The organism is Sinorhizobium sp. B11 (assembly GCA_039725955.1).
Lineage (GTDB): Bacteria > Pseudomonadota > Alphaproteobacteria > Rhizobiales > Rhizobiaceae > Rhizobium.
The window spans coordinates 104926-120859 of sequence record CP091033.1 but is presented as its reverse complement, the minus strand read 5'-3'; the positions used below and the strand labels follow the sequence as shown (position 1 = coordinate 120859).

Genomic DNA, 15934 nt, shown 5'->3' with positions numbered 1-15934 from the left:
TCGGTTTGCGTGTCCGTGGCTGATAGAGGATCCCGACCATGAACCAGATGACCGGCGCCAGACTGTCCCCCGATCTGACGGGGGCCAATGTTGAGGATGCGGGCGAGCACAACAGAGCCGTCGTGCTGCGCTGCGTCCATCGGCAGGCACCGATTTCGCGTGCCGAAATTGCGCGGCAGACCGGGTTTACCAAACCGGCGATCGCACGGATCGTCGATCGCCTGCTCGACGAAGGCCTGATCATAGAGGCTCGCCGGCGCCATGGGTTGAGAGGCCAGCCGGCAATCGAGCTCGAAATCAACCCCGATGCGTTTTTCGCCATCGGCATCAATATCGATCGCGATCACCTGACGATTGTCGCCGTCGATGCCGTCGGCAACGTGCGCGCCCGCGTTCACCATGAAAAGCGCTATGTGCGCCCTGCCGAATTCATGCAGCTGACGGCCGATGCAATATCGCATTTCCAGCGAAGCCGGCTGATCGACGACGCGCACCTGGCCGGCATCGGGCTCGCCATGCCCGACTGGCTCGGGGAGATCCCCTTCCTCGGCATGCCCGAAGACTATTCGGAATGGATGGAATTCGACGTACGCGCAGCACTCGAAAACCTGACGCAGCATCCGGTTTTCATCGAAAATGAGACCAATGCGGCCGCACTTGCGGAGCTCGACTATGGCCTCGGGGCGGAAAGCCGCAGCTTCTTTTACATCGCCATCAATGCCTGCCTCGGCGGAGGGCTCGTTCTCGACGGCAACGGCCATCGCGGCGCCATGGCGCTGAGCGGCGAAATCGGCTGGCTGCCGATTGCCGACGACCGGGACAAGACCGCACCGAAGGTCGATCTTCTCGGCGAGGTGGTGACGATGTTTTTTTCTCTACAAGTTTCTTGGCGAGCACGGCGTCCTTGCAAGCGTGCCTCAGGATCTCCTGACGCTCGATGCGCGCGGCAAGGCTCTGGTGTCGAAGTGGCTGAAGGAAATGAGCGCTCACCTTGCCGTGGCGGTCAAGCATATCGGCATGATCGTCGATCCCGACGCCATCATCATTGGCGGCCGGCTGCCGATCCGCATGATCGACGAGTTGCTGCGCTACGTTCACGAACATCTGACGGCTGGAGACAACACTCTGCCTACGCTGCATCGTGCCTCGATCGGCGAGGATGCTTCAGCGCTCGGTGCGGCGGCAATGCCGATGGCGGCGGCCTTGATGCTGGCATCCGCCGATGCTGTGCAACGCACCCGATCGCCCCTCAAATTCATGGATCGCTTGAACAATTAATACGGCCGGCAGGGCCGCTGGGAGGATTTTGATGAAGATTGGCTTTTATACGTCGACATTCAACGACCGGCCGCTCGAGGAAGTGGTGCATTTCGCGGCCTCTGCAGGTTTCGACGCGATCGAGATCGATGTCGGTGGCCATATCAAGACGCCGGACAAGGTGCAGGCTGCCGTCGCACTTGCCCGCGACCACGGCCTCTTCGTCTCCTCGATTACCTATTTCGGCAATCAGCTCGATGCCGACAGCGGCAAGCGCGGCGCGCTTCGCGTCCGAACGGAGGAATTTGCCCAGGCGATCGGCGAAGCGGGCGTGCCGATCTTCGTGATCTTTCCCGGACGCGACGACAGTGCCGATGACGAAGCCAACTACGATGATTTTGCCGCCTTTGCCAACGAGCTGATTGCCAAGACGACATCAAGCGGTCTCGTCTTCGCAATCGAAAACTGGCCCGGCCCCAAGGATAATTTCGTCGGGACGACGCCGAAGGGCTGGCAGGAGCTCTTCAAGCGCATACCAAGCCCCCGCTTCGGTCTTGAATTCGACCCGTCCCACCTCATCCGCATCGGCGTCGATCCCTATACGGCGATGGACGCGGTCAAGGATCGCATTGCCATTCTCCATGCCAAGGATACCGCAATCGATGCCGCCACCCAGCAGGCCGTCGGCTATCACGGCAAGGGCTGGTGGCAATACAAGCTGCCGGGTAAGGGCCTTCTCGACTGGCAGCGCTTCCTGCGCCAGGCACGGAGCAACGGCTTCGACGGTACGCTTTCGATCGAGCATGAGGACGCCGCCTACGGATGGCCGGGCAAGGATCTCGAAGCGCGAAAAGAGGGGGAACGCCTCGGCCTCGCCTACCTCAGAAACGTGTTGGACAAGCTCTGAGAGCGACTGGGGAGGACGAAAATGGCTCATGTTAGAGTGAACGATGCGCGCAAGGATTACGGTGCGTTCAAAGCCATCAAAGGTGTGTCGGTCGATATCCGTGACGGCGAGTTCGTCGTGCTCGTCGGCCCCTCGGGCTGCGGAAAATCCACCCTTCTCAGGATGATCGCGGGTCTGGAAGACATCAGCTCGGGCCAGATCCAGATCGGCAAGCATATCGTCAACGAGCTGGCGCCGAAGGATCGCGACATCGCCATGGTGTTCCAGAACTATGCTCTCTATCCGCATATGACGGTCGCCAAGAATATGGGTTTCTCTTTGCGGCTGAAGCGTATGGCGAAGACGGAGATCGATCAGCGCGTCGGCAATGCCGCCAAGATCCTCGGCCTTGAGGCCCTTCTGGAACGCTATCCGAAGCAACTGTCGGGCGGTCAGCGGCAACGTGTTGCCATGGGCCGCGCGATCGTTCGGGACCCTGCCGTCTTCCTGTTCGACGAGCCGCTGTCGAACCTCGATGCAAAGCTCCGCGTCCAGATGCGCACGGAGATCAAGGAACTGCATCAGCGGCTGAAGACAACAACGATCTACGTCACACACGATCAGATCGAGGCGATGACAATGGCGGACAAGATTGTCGTGATGAAGGACGGCCTGATCGAGCAGTCCGGCTCGCCGCTCGAACTCTACGACCGGCCGAGCAACCTCTTTGTCGCCGGTTTCATCGGCTCACCCGCCATGAACTTCATCAGGGGGAACATGACGAATGAAGGTTTCCGGACGACAGACGGGCTTATCCTGCCGAGCGAGCGGCGCCCTTCCGGCGCCGTCACCTACGGCATTCGCCCCGAGCACCTCGCGCTCGATCCCAACGGGATCGAGGTGACGACTGCCGTGGTCGAGCCAACGGGATCCGAAACATTGGTAATTGCCCGTCTTGGCACCCAGACCATCAGCTGTGTGTTCCGGGAGCGGATCAGAGCAGCCCCCGGCGATATCCTGCGGATCGCCCCGCTCCACGATGCCGTCCATCTGTTCGACGAAGGCGAGCAACGCATCACCGTTGGCGAACCGGTCTTGAACTGATTGCATTTGACGGGGGCGGACGGCGTGATCGAGCGGGCGCCCCCCGAAATCAGCAATTTGATCTTCTTTCACGGAGCGGTGCCAACGGGCAAAATGAAACTGAATGCAGATTATGCCGTGGAAGCGGCATGACCTCGAGAATCCGGGAAGAATCACAAGCACACAAAAGCCTTGTGTCCGGTGCTTAAAAAGCTCTCGTCAGAGATCGAGAAGCAGATCACCACCATTGTGATCGTTGCCCCCGCTACGAATCTCCCGCTGCTTTGGGCTCACCGCCTCCTTGCCCTTCCTGGTACCCGTCTTTCTGCCCTTCGGAGGGAGCTCCGCGGATAACTCAAGGAGTTTTGCGGCGGGCTTGGCAGGTCCCGGTATCGTGATGGCAGCCTGCGCTTCTATCCCGTCGGTTTCCTTCTCAGCAGTAGCGCTGGAAGTGTCCGATGGCTCGATCTCGGATCGTGGGCTGGCGTTCGGCTTTGCAATCTTGATCGATGGGGCAGCGTCCTGCAGTGTCTTCGGGGCGAAACGTATCATAAATGCGTACCTTTTCATCTGTTCTATTTTTGTTCTCATTGAAGGGAGCATTTGTCAACCTGGCTGGCGGCGCAGGGTGGCTCAGAAAATGTTCGACTTCGAAGCGGTCGGAGGGCGTGGCGAGCCCTTTACAGGCCTTCAGATAGAAGGGGGCACCGTTCAAGCTTCCGCTCATCCCCTCCCCGGCAGCCAAGCCGCAACCTATATGAAGGCGGATTCCGATCCGCAGTATTGGCTACCCTTGCACGGAGACATGTATGAGCCAAGATCCATACGAGCTTCTCGGCGTGAAACGGGAGGCCACCCAGAAGGAAATTCAGGGGGCATTCCGCAAGCTTGCCAAGAAGCTTCACCCAGACCTGAACCCAGGCGACAAGAAGGCCGAGGCGAAGTTCAAGGAGATTTCTGCCGCCTATGAAATCCTGAGCGACGAGGACAAGCGGGGCCGCTTCGATCGCGGCGAGATCGACATCACGGGAGCCGAACAGGCGCCCCGCAGCTATTATCGCGACTATGCCTCCTCAAACGGCCCCGGCAGCGCCTATCACAACGGCGCCGGCTTTGCCGATTTTGGAGACGCCGACGATCTCTTCTCAAACTTCTTTTCCCGCCGCTCTGGCGGCGGCAGCGCCGGCGGCGGCCAGTTTCGCTCCCAGGGCCAGGACCGGCGCTTCACGATGGAGGTGGATTTCCTCGATGCGGTGAATGGCACGCAGAGCCAGGTGAGGTTGTCGGAAGGGCCGGCGCTCGACGTCAAGATCCCGCCCGGTACGCGGGACGGCCAGACGCTGCGCCTGCGCGGCAAGGGCGAACCCGGTTTCGGCGGTGGGCCGGCCGGCGATGCGCTGATCGATATCCGTGTTCGCCCGCACCGTTTCTTTACCCGCGACGGCGACGACATCCGCCTCGATCTGCCTGTCACCTTGAGAGAAGCGGTACTCGGTGGAAAGGTGCGCGTGCCGACGCCTTCAGGGCCGGTCAACCTGACCCTGCCGGCCAATTCCAGCAGCGGCAAGGTCCTCCGGCTCAAGGGCAAGGGTGTCGCCAGGCGTGGCGGCGACGCAGGTGACATCTATGTTACGCTGAAGATCGTGCTGCCCGAGCAACCAGACGAACAACTGACCGCCTTCGCAAAGGACTGGGCGGCAGCCGACACACAGGATCCGAGAAAGAACATGGAGGCTTGACCATGGACGATCGCGAATTCCGTCTCTACCTGAAAATAGACGTGACCGAGCTCGATCTATGGGTCGAGCAGGGTTGGCTCGCTCCCGATATTTCCGAGGGGCGGCGTCGCTTCCGGGATGCCGATCTTGCCCGCGCCCGCCTGATCCTCGACCTCACGCGCCAGATGGGCGTCAACGAGGCCGGCGTCGATATAGTCATGGAGCTCGTCGATCAGCTCCATGGCATGCGCGGCTCGATGCGCAGCCTTGTTCTCGCGATCAACAGGCAGGAGCCCGCAATCCAGCAACGTCTGCTCGACGCGCTCGAAGAGCTCGACGACGGCGTCCGCTGATAGCTTCCTTTATGGCCATGAAGATCAGACTTTGCACGGCATGAAGGACGGCTGAGCGGGCAAGCCAGCCTCCCTGTTCTGGCAGAGAGCTTCTCTGCCCTGGCAGGTCCCTCATTGAATAGAAGCAGAAGCAAAGGAGCGCGGGCGTGAGCCGTCTTTGACAAACGTCAATGCCGGTTTGCCGCGATTTCAGCATCATAGCATCATGCCGATGAGGAACAGGTCATGAAAGCTATGATCCTGGAAGCGCTTGGGATGCCTCTGCGCCCGGTCGACCGACCGGAGCCCTTACCCAGTAGAGGACAATTGATGCTGAGGGTCGAAGCCTGCGCGGTGTGCAGGACGGATCTTCATGTCTGCGACGGCGATCTTCCGAACCCAAAACTGTCGCTCGTTCCCACACCAAAACCTATCAGCTCAAAGATGCGAATGCAGCACTTGACGATTTGCGTGCCGGCCGCCTCAGCGGAGCGGCTGTCCTGACAACTTGACCGAACGCGGTCCGGTTCCGGCGGCACGTTTGGGAGCCGCTTCCAACGGGGCGAGTCAGCGTTTTCTCAATCCGCTCGACCGATAGGAGATGGTTGCCAGCATCTGCGCCTCAAAAGATGACTACGTTACTCTTGTTTTTTTCTCGGGCAAGCAGGTTATACCGCCGGCACCCTCAGAATCCTCATGCTGGGTTCTCGAAGAACAGGAAGTTTTCATGAAGGTTTTCAAGTCCCTTACGGTGCCTGGGCTCGCAGCCATACTCGGCCTGATCGCGACGCCGGCATTCTCCGCACCGACCCAATATCCGCTGACGCTCGAAAATTGCGGCGCGAAGGTCACCGTCACCAAGGTTCCAGTGCGAGCCATAGGACTTGGCCAGAACAGCGCGGAAATCATGCTGCTTCTTGGTCTGGAAGACAAAATGGCGGGTACTGCGTTCTGGCCAAGCAAAGTTCTGCCTGAGCTCGCCGAGGCCAATGCGAAGGTCAAGCTTCTGTCCGTCGAGTTTCCGACCTTCGAGTCGATTCTGGCGCAAAACCCGGATTTCGTGGCAGCGGCCTTGCCAAGCCTGGTCGGACCGACGAGCAAGGTCGCCAAGCGCGAGGACTTCGACAAGGTCGGCGTGCCAAGCTACATTTCGCCCAGCACCTGCCTCAGCACCGAAAAGGTCAAGGATCAGTATGGCAGCCGTGACCGGCTCTGGAACATGGATCTGCTTTACCAGGAGATCGACGAGCTTTCGCAAATATTTGACGTCGCCGATCGTGGCCAGGCGCTGATTGCCGACTTCAAGAAGCGTGAAGCGGCATTGCGCGCCAACGCATCCCCGGACGGCAAGCAGCTTTCCTACGTCTTCTGGTTCTCCAGCCAGTCCCCTTCCGCAGACGCCTATCTCGGCGGCAAGAATGCCGCCTCCGGCTTCATCGCCGATCTTCTCGGCGGGAGGAATGCCGTTAGCGCGGATGCCGAATGGCCGACGCTCGGGTGGGAAAGCATCATCGCAGCCAATCCCGATGTTATCGTCGTGGCCACTCTCGACCGCAACCGCTGGGAACTCGACAAGCCGGAGGCCAAGATCAAGTTCCTGAACAGCGACCCGGCCGTCAGCCAGATGCCAGCAGTGAAAAACAAGGCAATCGTCATCATGGATGGCCAGGCCATGAACCCGACGATCCGCACGATCTACGGCGCCGAACAGGTGGCCGAACAACTGAAAGCGCTCGGCCTGACCAAGTGACCGCCGCAAACCGCCTCCTCCGGCAGGCTACGCCCTTCGCCCTGCTCCTGTTGGCCTCCCTTGCGGCGGTCGGCCTGGTCATCGGCATCAGTGTCGGGATCGGCGATCTGCCGATCCCGCTGACCACGACGTTTGCCGCCGTCACCAACAGGCTGGGATGGACGGCGGTCGAACTCAACCGCATCCACGAAACCGTGATCTGGGATTATCGGCTCAGCCGCGCACTCGTGGCGGCTTTCTGCGGCGCGGGACTGGCGCTTTCGGGTGCGATCATGCAATCGCTGCTTCGCAACCCGCTGGCCGAGCCCTATGTGCTTGGAATCTCTGCCGGTGCGTCCACCGGCGCGGTTGCCATCGTCATCCTCGGCGTTGGTGCAGGTGCGGTTTCGTTGTCGGCCGGAGCTTTTGCCGGCGCATTTGCGGCCTTCTTTTTCGTGGCCCTGCTATCCAACGGCACGCGTGGCGGTACCGACCGGACAATTCTTGCCGGCGTTGCCGCTTCGCAGCTCTTCAACGCCGCCACATCCTACGTGGTTACGACATCAGGCAACGCGCAGCAGGCGCGCGATGTCATGTTCTGGCTGCTCGGCAGTTTTGGCGGCGTGCGCTGGCCGGAATTCATGCTCGTTTCTGCTGTCGTCGGCTTTGGGCTTGTCGTCTGCCTGCTGCATGCCAGGGTTCTCGATGCTTTTGCCTTCGGTGATGAAGCGGCCGCATCTCTGGGTGTCAACGTCGGCCGGGCGCGCATCGTGCTGTTTGCGCTGACCGCAATGATGACGGCCACGATCGTCAGCATGGTCGGCTCGATCGGCTTCGTCGGTCTTGTCGTGCCGCACGCGGCCCGCTTCGTCGTCGGGCCGCTCCATATCCGGCTTCTGCCAGCCTGCGCCGTTGCCGGCGCAATCTTCATGGTCCTTGCCGACATCGCTTCACGCGCGCTGATCCCGCAGCAGGTTCTTCCGATCGGGGTCGTCACGGCGCTGGTTGGCGTTCCCTTCTTCTCCGTGATTCTCTACCGGTTCCAGCGCGCATCATGAGCATCAAAGCCGAAAATCTCGTCTGGAAAATTGGCAGGAAGACCATTCTTGATGGCGTCTCCTTCGAAGCGAAAAAGGGAAAGATGCTCGGCCTGCTTGGCCCGAACGGTTCCGGCAAGACCTCGCTTCTGCGGCTTCTCGCCGGCCTGAAACAACCCAATTCCGGGCGCATCTCACTCGATCTGCAGGATATAGGGACCATCGGACGCCGCACGATCGCTCAACGCGTCGCCTTCGTCGAACAGAATGCGACGACCAACGCCGATCTGAAGGTCATTGATGTCGTCAAGCTCGGACGCTTTCCGCATCGCTCGATGTTTTCCGGCTGGACACTCGCTGACGATCACGCCGTTGAGGAGGCCTTGACGCGAGCCGGCATGACCGACAAGCGTCATGATCGCTGGCAGAGCCTGTCCGGTGGGGAAAGGCAGCGCACCCACATTGCACGGGCGTTGGCGCAGTCGCCGAAAGAACTGATCCTCGATGAACCAACCAACCATCTCGATATCCAGCACCAGATCAGCCTCATGCGGCTCGTCTCCGGTCTGCCGGTCACCAGCATCATCGCGCTGCACGATCTCAACCATGCGGCCATGTTTTGCGACGAGCTGATCGTCATGCAGAAGGGGACGATCGTCGCCTCCGGCACGCCGGCCGGAGTCTTGACCGAAGAGGTTCTCAGGGAGGTTTTCTCGGTGGATGCGCGCGTCGAAGTCTCAGCCTATCACGCCCGGCCGCACATCCACTATCTCCGTTGACGACGCGGCTTCGCCGAGACAGGCCTTCGCATGGCCCGCCTGCAGGGCGATCACGTTGCCTTGCTTGACCTATCGCTCCGATTTCAGCTCGCGCAGAGCTTCTTCAGCGCCTTCTCCACGCCCTTGCGAAGGGCAGCCGAAATTTCGGGTTCGAACGTCGTGACAACGTCGCCGAACTCTCCCCTTGCCTCGATGATATCGATCGAACTTGCGCTCATCGCACAGGTCGCAAGATTTGCCTGCAGGTGAATTCGAGCCTTCGCCGAGAAGCCGCCCTTCAGAGGGGAGCTGTCCGACGTCTTGCATGCGAGCGTGCCGAGTGCGCTTGCCTCGGCCACATCACCAGCCACTCTGATCTCGATCGTGTCGATTTTAACGAAGTCGAGCTTGTCGATACCCAGTTCGACCTTCACGCCCAAAACCGGCTGACTGACCTTCAAAGGCTTACAGGGTTGGGCGGCCTCGATCGCTCGCTCGAGGACATTGGCGGCGGATGCGGGAGAGTTCAGAGATGGGGCAGCGACAAGGGCCATGCCGAGCGCCGTACACGCCAGATGTCTCCAACCGTTTCTGTATCCCTTGCCGCGGTGCTTCATGTTGCCGGGCGAACCAGCCGGCCAAGATACGGTTTTCGAACCGATGTCAAAATGATCGACAGGCATACTCTTCCTCAAGTCGAAGTGTGTCTGGCGACATCAGAATACAGGGTCTCCACGCAAAGGAAAGAACGTTGCATCAGGTCGTCCCCTGTAGCGCCTTGCCCGTGGTTCGGTCACCCGTTCACAGAGGCACGTCGCCGTTCGACGAGATCATCAGGATCGGACGCTTCCCGCAGACGAAGGACAGGCGGGCGGAGTAATGCCGCGGGGTTCCGGCACTATCTCCGCCCGTCCTCGGCCAAAGCGGCCGGCCGATTTCGGGCGCCTGTCAAACATTCGCGTAGCGACTGCACGACGCCGGGGCTACCTCTTCCGTCAACGTGCCATTGCAGGCTTCGACTTCTTTTCCGTCCACTGCGGCGGAGCCCCATACTTTGAGGCAAGCGCGCCGAGCAGCCCGGGTGCGCGACCGAACGCATCGCAGGCGGCATATTTCGGCTTTCCGCCAAGCCAGGAGCGAGCGCGTTGCCTCGACGGAAGTGAAAGGTTCAGTCCCTTCGGTTCCTTTCCAGCGATCAGCACCCGTGAAAAATCACCGGCAAATTTTGTTGCGAGACCATAGGCGTCCCCGACCTCGGAAACGCGGGGATTATCCTGAATGGAGTTTGCGCCACGCGCCCACAGCATTGCGGCATTCTGCATTCCCGTGGCATCGACAGCTTCGGCTTCGACCGCCAGGCCGCCGAGACCGAAGGGGAGGCGCGGTACGCTTACAGGCAGGGCAAAGCCCGAACCGACACTGACGACGGTCGCGACCCCGGCAGCGGCCTTGTTGGTGGGAACGATGTCGGCGACGACCGAGCGAACGGTCAGATCCGCAGGCTGGCCGGCCGGGACCATCTGGTATTTGTCACTCAGCGCCACGCAAAGCGCCCGGTCGAGAGCATTGGAAACCAGAGACCGGTCGGCTTCGGACTTGATCTTGGACGCAGCACCGAACGAAAAGACGGTCGGGGCGATGGCGACGGTCTTCACACGTGCCAACTGCTGCCCATCGACATAGAGCCGTTTCTTGGCAAGCGTCCCCTTCGATGGACCGAGATTGTTGTAGGAGACGAGCGTTCCCGCTTCCTTGAGTGGCACGGCAGCGCATCCGGAAACGGCTGCTGTTGTCAGTAACGCAAAAAATCCCAGGAGCGACGCCCTATACGGCTGATTGAAAAGTGGCTGGCTGAAAAATCGACGACGTGAATGCGAATTGCTGGGCATGTCTCTCGTTGGCCTCCGGTCATCACGATGACCGGACACTCGAATCAAACAATTGCGACACAATTACATTGCCCGCCGCTTGCTGCGTTTTGCATGCGATACTTCTGTTCCAAACGGACCGCCTCCGGTGCCACTCTCTGATCAGAATTTGCCGTGATCTGCTTGACAAGTTCTGCCACGATTCCCATCCCCGGCTCTTCGCAACCACTCGAAATTCTCCATCCTCATGAAAGAGAGCGATTATTGGGTCCACCGATGAAGTTTGCTGTTTGACTCGCTAGTTGACGACGTATTGTAAAATTTCCTCCACGTCACATGGCTCGGGCAGAGGCACTGCTCCATGAGCTTCGAAGCCCGTCGGCGATTATCACGTCCCGGAGCAGACGGTCGCCGCTCGAACTAGAGAGCGATTTCCGCCATCGCCTAACCGGCCTCAACGCAGACGCCAACGACCCCTCGTGGGAGATTTACTGGTCTACGCGGTACTTTCCTTTCGCATCTCCAGAATGTTTAGGGGATCATAGCGCTGGAGCGATCGACAGCCCGCCGCTGGCGCTCCGAGACGATCTGCTGGCCATTCTGGGCGCGCACAATCGCCTGCAGGACCTTTAACCGCCCCTGCATCGCTCCAAACACCTGGCGTTGACTAGGCGACAGGCCTTTGGCGAGATCTTTTTCGCCACGTAAGATCGCGTTCCTACCGAAACGGACGTCGAGCGCCCTGCTGACCGCGGCGAACTCCTGTTGGATGCGCGGATCGAGTGAGTCGGCGGCAGCGTCGACCGTGGCACCCTTGCCTTTTGCTTGTCTCTTTTTCATGTCAGTCAGGATTCGGCGGAGCGCGTCGTCGGCCGCTTGTGAGAGAGCTGGAATGGCAACCGCCATACGTCGCCGCTCCTCGGTTACTGCCTGGGTCTCGGTGTCGAGGGCAGTGATCCAGGACGCGCCCAGCGAGCGCACGCGACCCACCGCTTCCGGCACCGCCAGCAGCGCCTCCCTCCGTTCTCGCCCGGCCGCGAGCATCTTATCCATCATGCGTTGGGAGCCCCGCAGCGCGCCATAGGCGGCGGGATCGTTGAGTACAGCTGCGGCGATCCGATTGCCCGCGAAACCCTTTTGGATCAGCTCCTCGATCTTGCCGACGGCGCCGGCGGGATCGCGCCAGATGCGGGTCGCCGCGTCCACGAGGGAAGCGCGATCTTGACCATAGTGAGGAACCGCGTGGGCCCTTGTCCGAGCCTCCTCCTCGACTGGCGTTTTGAATTCCGTCAAGGCGGCGAGCATCGGCAACACCGGCATCGTCTCCCTCCCCGGCTCGATACTGGCACCGGCCTCCAGCTGCGTGCGATCTTTCCTCTCTACGACACGCTGCTCCTGGGCAAAGCGGCGCACGACCGAAAACAGACGAGCCAGCTTTTCGCGCCGATCCGGCGCAAGGTCCTCCGGCATGCGCTCGGCAACGCTGCGCTGTGCGATCGCGGCGGTCTTGTCGGTAAAGGCGGACCAACCGAAGCGAGCCGTGAGGGCGTCGTTGACCGCCTTTACCTCCTGCACGAGAAGCCGGTCCTCCACCGCGAAGGTAAAAGCCGTCTTGTAGGCGTCCTGCCCGCCGCGCTCGCGCACGGCTTCAATCTCGACGAGACGCGCCATCGCCGGTTTCGACAAGGCCGGGATCGACAACGACATATGCGCGCGGCGCTGCTCCTCGCGGATGCCGAAGCGCTCGGCCTGCCGGCGGAACTCGGTGGCATGGGCGCGTACGAGTGGCAGCAATTCCGGCAGTGCGGCTGTGGCAGCATTCCGCTCGTCGCGCGCCGCGCGGCCGTCAACCAGGAGATCGGAACCGCGAAGGCGTCCGAGCCGATCAGGTGCTGCCGCAAGATCGTCAGCAAGTCTGCGCGGCTCGATCGTTGCGTCCGACGCCAGCGCATTCAGGCGAACAAGCGTGTGGTCCGGATCGCGATAGATTTTCTCGAGTACCGGGCGCAGGATCGCTTCCCGCTCCTTCCACCGTTCCGAGGCGAGCTGCGCGCGGCGCGCATCCTCATCGACGCTGCGGGCAAAGATCGTGGTGGGCGGGATCAGATACTTTCCGCCGATCGCGATATCTGCAGCGCACGGCTCATTCGGCTCCTCGTGATACGAGACGTGGCGTTCCCGCTCGATCGCAAAACCGAGCGCAACGCTCGCCCGCTCCCAAAGCTTCGCCACCTGTTCGCGCTTTTCCGCAATCCACGCCAGCCGCGCCGAAACCCCATCCTCCATCCCGGCCACGACCCCGGCGAGCGTGTCGATGCCGCGCCGCCGCGCAAAATCTTTCGCATGCGCCCGGTAGCCTTCCTCGCTTTCAAAATCGAGCGTCGTCGTCTTGGCACCGGATCGCGACAGGCGCTCCACAAGCTGCTTGAACAATTCCGGGCGATGGCCCTCGCGTTCGATCCGCTCCTGGCGATCTTCTGCAGATTCGACCTGCCTGGCGGTCCAGACATTGCGATCGACCGTCCGTTCCTCAAAACTCTTTTTTCCGGTCTTCTCATCAATCACTGGGACAGTCACCGTGACCCGTTCGACGCCGTCCTTGCGCAGGGTTACGGTGTCGCCTTCCGACACACCGCCCTCTTCCAGCGCCTTCGGCAGGCTGACACCCCAAAGACGATGAACGGCGCCGTCATCGGTCTTCACGTCGGCATAAGGGCTTTCGTCCGCGTCTTCGTCATTGGGCCGGAACTTCGCCAGCCCGGTTTCCACCAGTTCGCCGATAACGCCAGCGGCATGGTCGACCCGCGGCTTCCGTCCCCATTCCGGCTTCGCCTGAAAGTCCTCGCTTGCGGCATAGAGGTCGGCGCGATCGCGATGGCGCGTCATCGACACATAGGTCAGATGCTGGTCCATCATGGGGGTGGCGAGCACGAAGGTCCGGTCGACGGTCGATCCTTGAGACTTGTGGATCGTCGCTGCATAACCATGATCGATATTGCGATAGCTGTCCTCGCTGATGACGACGTCGCGACCATTGTCGAGGCGGACCGAGAGCAATGCGCCGCCGCGATTGTCGCCGGTGGAAACGACAGTGCCGAGCATGCCGTTCTTCACATATTGGGGACCAAGATGCCGCGCACGCGGCTCAAGGAAACGGGCGTTTTCGAGAAAGATGATCCGGTCGCCGGCGGCGAACTCGCGAAACCCGCGCGCAGTCTGGAATTCGCGCGTATCGGTAAGCGCACCCTCCTGCATCATGACGTTGCGCAGAGATTCGTTGAGACGCTTCACATCTTCATTGGTGTGGGTCAGAACGAGCAACTCGTCACCACGAAGACGGCGCACGTCCTCGCCTCCGGCAGAGTTGCGCAGAAGGTCACGGCGGGCATCGGTCCAATCGGCAACGATACGTTTGACGATTTCCTCGCGCGTCCCTGCTTCAACGAGGAGGCCATGCTGCGCATAGGCATCAAGCCCCTCTTCGACCCGACCACGAGCGAAGAGACGCGAGGCCTCACGCGCCCACTCCTCACGCTGTCGGCGCACGCCGGCGAGTTCGGCAAAGCCAACGCGGTCGCTGATCGCCCTGAATGCCGCACCCGCGTGGATCGGCTGCAGCTGCATCGCATCGCCGACCAGGACGACCTTCGCCCCCGCGTCTTCGACGATCTTGAGGACACGGGCCATCTGCTGCGAGGACACCATGCCGGCTTCGTCGACGACAAGGACGTTTCCACGTTCGAGCAACTCGCGGCCGCCGGCCCATGCCAGTTCCCAGGAGGCCAGCGTGCGCGACCGAATGCCGGAACTGTCCTCCAGCCCCTCGGCCGCTTTTCCGGCAAGCGCTGCGCCGATCACCCTGCGGCCTTCTCCCTCAAAGGCCACGCGAGCCGCCGCGAGAAGCGTCGACTTGCCGGCACCGGCAAGACCGACGACGGCGGCGATAGCATTGTCGCCCGTCACATGCCTGATAGCATCGACCTGCTCGGGATCGAAACGGAAGGGTTTCTGCGGATCCTGTGTCTCGACTCTCTCGATCGCCGTCACGACGGCACCCTCGGCAACAGCAAAGCCGTGCCGCTCCGACAGTACGTGCGCCGACTGCGCCATGTCATATTCGATGCGCAGGATCTCCCGTGTGGTGAAGATCGCCGGCTCCGATACCTTGCCGCTTTCAGCTTCGACCTGCTGCCGCTTCAGAAGTACCAGATCGTCCGAGGCCATCAGCCGTTCGCGGATATTGGCAAAATCCACGGGGTCGTCGACGTAGCGATGCAGTGCCCTGGCGATATCGCGCTCATCGAAGGTGGAGCGTTCATTGGAAAGCTGCTTCAACAGCAGCGCGGGATCAGCCAGTAGGCGGTCGGCCATATCCTGCCGACGGGCAAGATCGGCCGGCGCGAAATAGATCTCGGCGCCTTTGCGCGCGAGCGCGGCTTTTTCTGGCCCAAGGTGTTTCTGCGCAATCCCGTCGAGCCCCTGTTCGGCATAGGAGCGGCCATCGAGGCGGATCTCATGACCGGCAAGCGCCAGATGGCGATTGGCCGTCTCCGCCCAGGCGATCTTCCACGCCTTCATGGTTTCCTTGTCGCCGGCCCACAGCCTGTAGACGATCTTCCCGTTCGCCCGGTCCGGCGTGGCAACGCGCAAGGGCTCACCGTCCTCGCCTGTTACCGCCACCTTCTTCGGCCCGAAGCCATCTTCGGTCAGCGGCCGCAACGTCGTCATCAGATGGATATGCGGATTGCCGTCCTTGTCATGGAATACCCAGTCGGCGACCATCCCGTTCGAGGTCAGGTTGTCGTGGACGAATTCCCGCACCAGCGCGATGTTTTCCGCCCGTGTCAGCTCCTCCGGCAGCGCTATGATCAGCTCGCGGGCAAGCTGCGCATCGGACCGCTTCTCGAACGCATCGACCGCATTCCAGAGCATCTCGCAGGCGCCGGCGACGGATTTTCCTTCGATCGCGGTTTTCAGCCATGTCGGTATTACATCCGGCAGCGCCAACTCCTCATGCACCAGCTCGGATGCGCCGCCCCTATAGCTGAAGGATGTGCCGGCCTGCTCGTCCATCATTCGGGCGCGATGGCGATAGGCAGCGGCCGAGACAATGCTGCGCCCCGCCGCCCTGCCGATTACCTGCGCTCTGACGAACATGATCGCCACTGCCGGTCTCCCGATCCTCCAAGCACGTCGCGCCAGCGACGTATATTGCGCCCTCAAACCGATCGGACCGAAGGGCAGATGCTGCTTTTTCCGGAGACGG

Annotated in this window: 11 protein-coding genes and 2 pseudogenes; 9 read left to right on the top strand and 4 right to left on the bottom strand. The window is 61.3% G+C overall.

The genetic code is table 11. The features are described 5' to 3' along the window. Positions 1-38 precede the first annotated feature (38 nt). From LVY75_00595 to ugpC, 3 genes and pseudogenes are all read left to right on the top strand, one after another. Positions 39-1278: pseudogene (locus LVY75_00595) on the top strand (ROK family transcriptional regulator). A 31-nt stretch (positions 1279-1309) separates the two neighbouring features. Further along, positions 1310-2164 (top strand): sugar phosphate isomerase/epimerase, encoded by an 855-nt coding sequence (locus LVY75_00590; protein XAZ20497.1) that lies wholly within the window; start codon positions 1310-1312, stop codon positions 2162-2164. Positions 2165-2185: 21 nt separating this feature from the next. Further along, positions 2186-3247 carry a sn-glycerol-3-phosphate ABC transporter ATP-binding protein UgpC gene (gene ugpC, locus LVY75_00585; protein XAZ20496.1) on the top strand — a complete coding sequence of 354 codons (1062 nt, stop codon included), beginning with the start codon at positions 2186-2188 and terminating at the stop codon, positions 3245-3247. A 412-nt stretch (positions 3248-3659) separates the two neighbouring features. Here ugpC and LVY75_00580 read toward each other — a convergent pair whose 3' ends face one another. Then, entirely contained in the window at positions 3660-3953 is a 294-nt protein-coding gene (locus tag LVY75_00580; protein ID XAZ20495.1) for a hypothetical protein, read from the bottom strand. An 82-nt stretch (positions 3954-4035) separates the two neighbouring features. On the opposite strand from LVY75_00580, the gene LVY75_00575 reads away from it, so the two are divergent. From LVY75_00575 to LVY75_00550, 6 genes and pseudogenes are all read left to right on the top strand, one after another. After that, positions 4036-4965: a J domain-containing protein gene (locus LVY75_00575; GenBank protein ID XAZ20494.1), complete on the top strand. Its 930-nt coding sequence runs from the start codon at positions 4036-4038 to the stop codon at positions 4963-4965. Positions 4966-4967: 2 nt separating this feature from the next. Continuing rightward, entirely contained in the window at positions 4968-5297 is a 330-nt protein-coding gene (locus LVY75_00570; protein XAZ20493.1) for a chaperone modulator CbpM, read from the top strand. Between the two features lie 225 nt (positions 5298-5522). Next, positions 5523-5696 (top strand): annotated as a pseudogene (locus tag LVY75_00565) (alcohol dehydrogenase). 307 nt (positions 5697-6003) lie between these two features. Next, positions 6004-7026: an ABC transporter substrate-binding protein gene (locus LVY75_00560; GenBank protein ID XAZ20492.1), complete on the top strand. Its 1023-nt coding sequence runs from the start codon at positions 6004-6006 to the stop codon at positions 7024-7026. Beyond that, positions 7023-8063, top strand: a complete 1041-nt coding sequence (locus LVY75_00555) for an iron ABC transporter permease (protein XAZ20491.1) — start codon at positions 7023-7025, stop codon at positions 8061-8063. The genes LVY75_00560 and LVY75_00555 overlap by 4 nt, the downstream gene beginning before the upstream one ends. Beyond that, a complete protein-coding gene (locus tag LVY75_00550) occupies positions 8060-8821 on the top strand; it encodes an ABC transporter ATP-binding protein (protein ID XAZ20490.1) in 762 nt (253 codons plus the stop codon). Before LVY75_00555 ends, LVY75_00550 begins: the two co-directional genes overlap by 4 nt. A gap of 83 nt (positions 8822-8904) precedes the next feature. Here LVY75_00550 and LVY75_00545 read toward each other — a convergent pair whose 3' ends face one another. The 3 genes from LVY75_00545 to traA form a co-directional block, all read right to left on the bottom strand. Next, positions 8905-9483: a hypothetical protein gene (locus tag LVY75_00545; protein ID XAZ20489.1), complete on the bottom strand. Its 579-nt coding sequence runs from the start codon at positions 9481-9483 to the stop codon at positions 8905-8907. 312 nt (positions 9484-9795) lie between these two features. Continuing rightward, positions 9796-10689, bottom strand: a complete 894-nt coding sequence (locus tag LVY75_00540) for a DUF3313 domain-containing protein (protein ID XAZ20488.1) — start codon at positions 10687-10689, stop codon at positions 9796-9798. A gap of 510 nt (positions 10690-11199) precedes the next feature. Next, complete coding sequence (traA, locus tag LVY75_00535; protein XAZ20487.1) at positions 11200-15834, bottom strand: Ti-type conjugative transfer relaxase TraA; 4635 nt, start codon at positions 15832-15834, stop codon at positions 11200-11202. Positions 15835-15934: the final 100 nt, after the last annotated feature.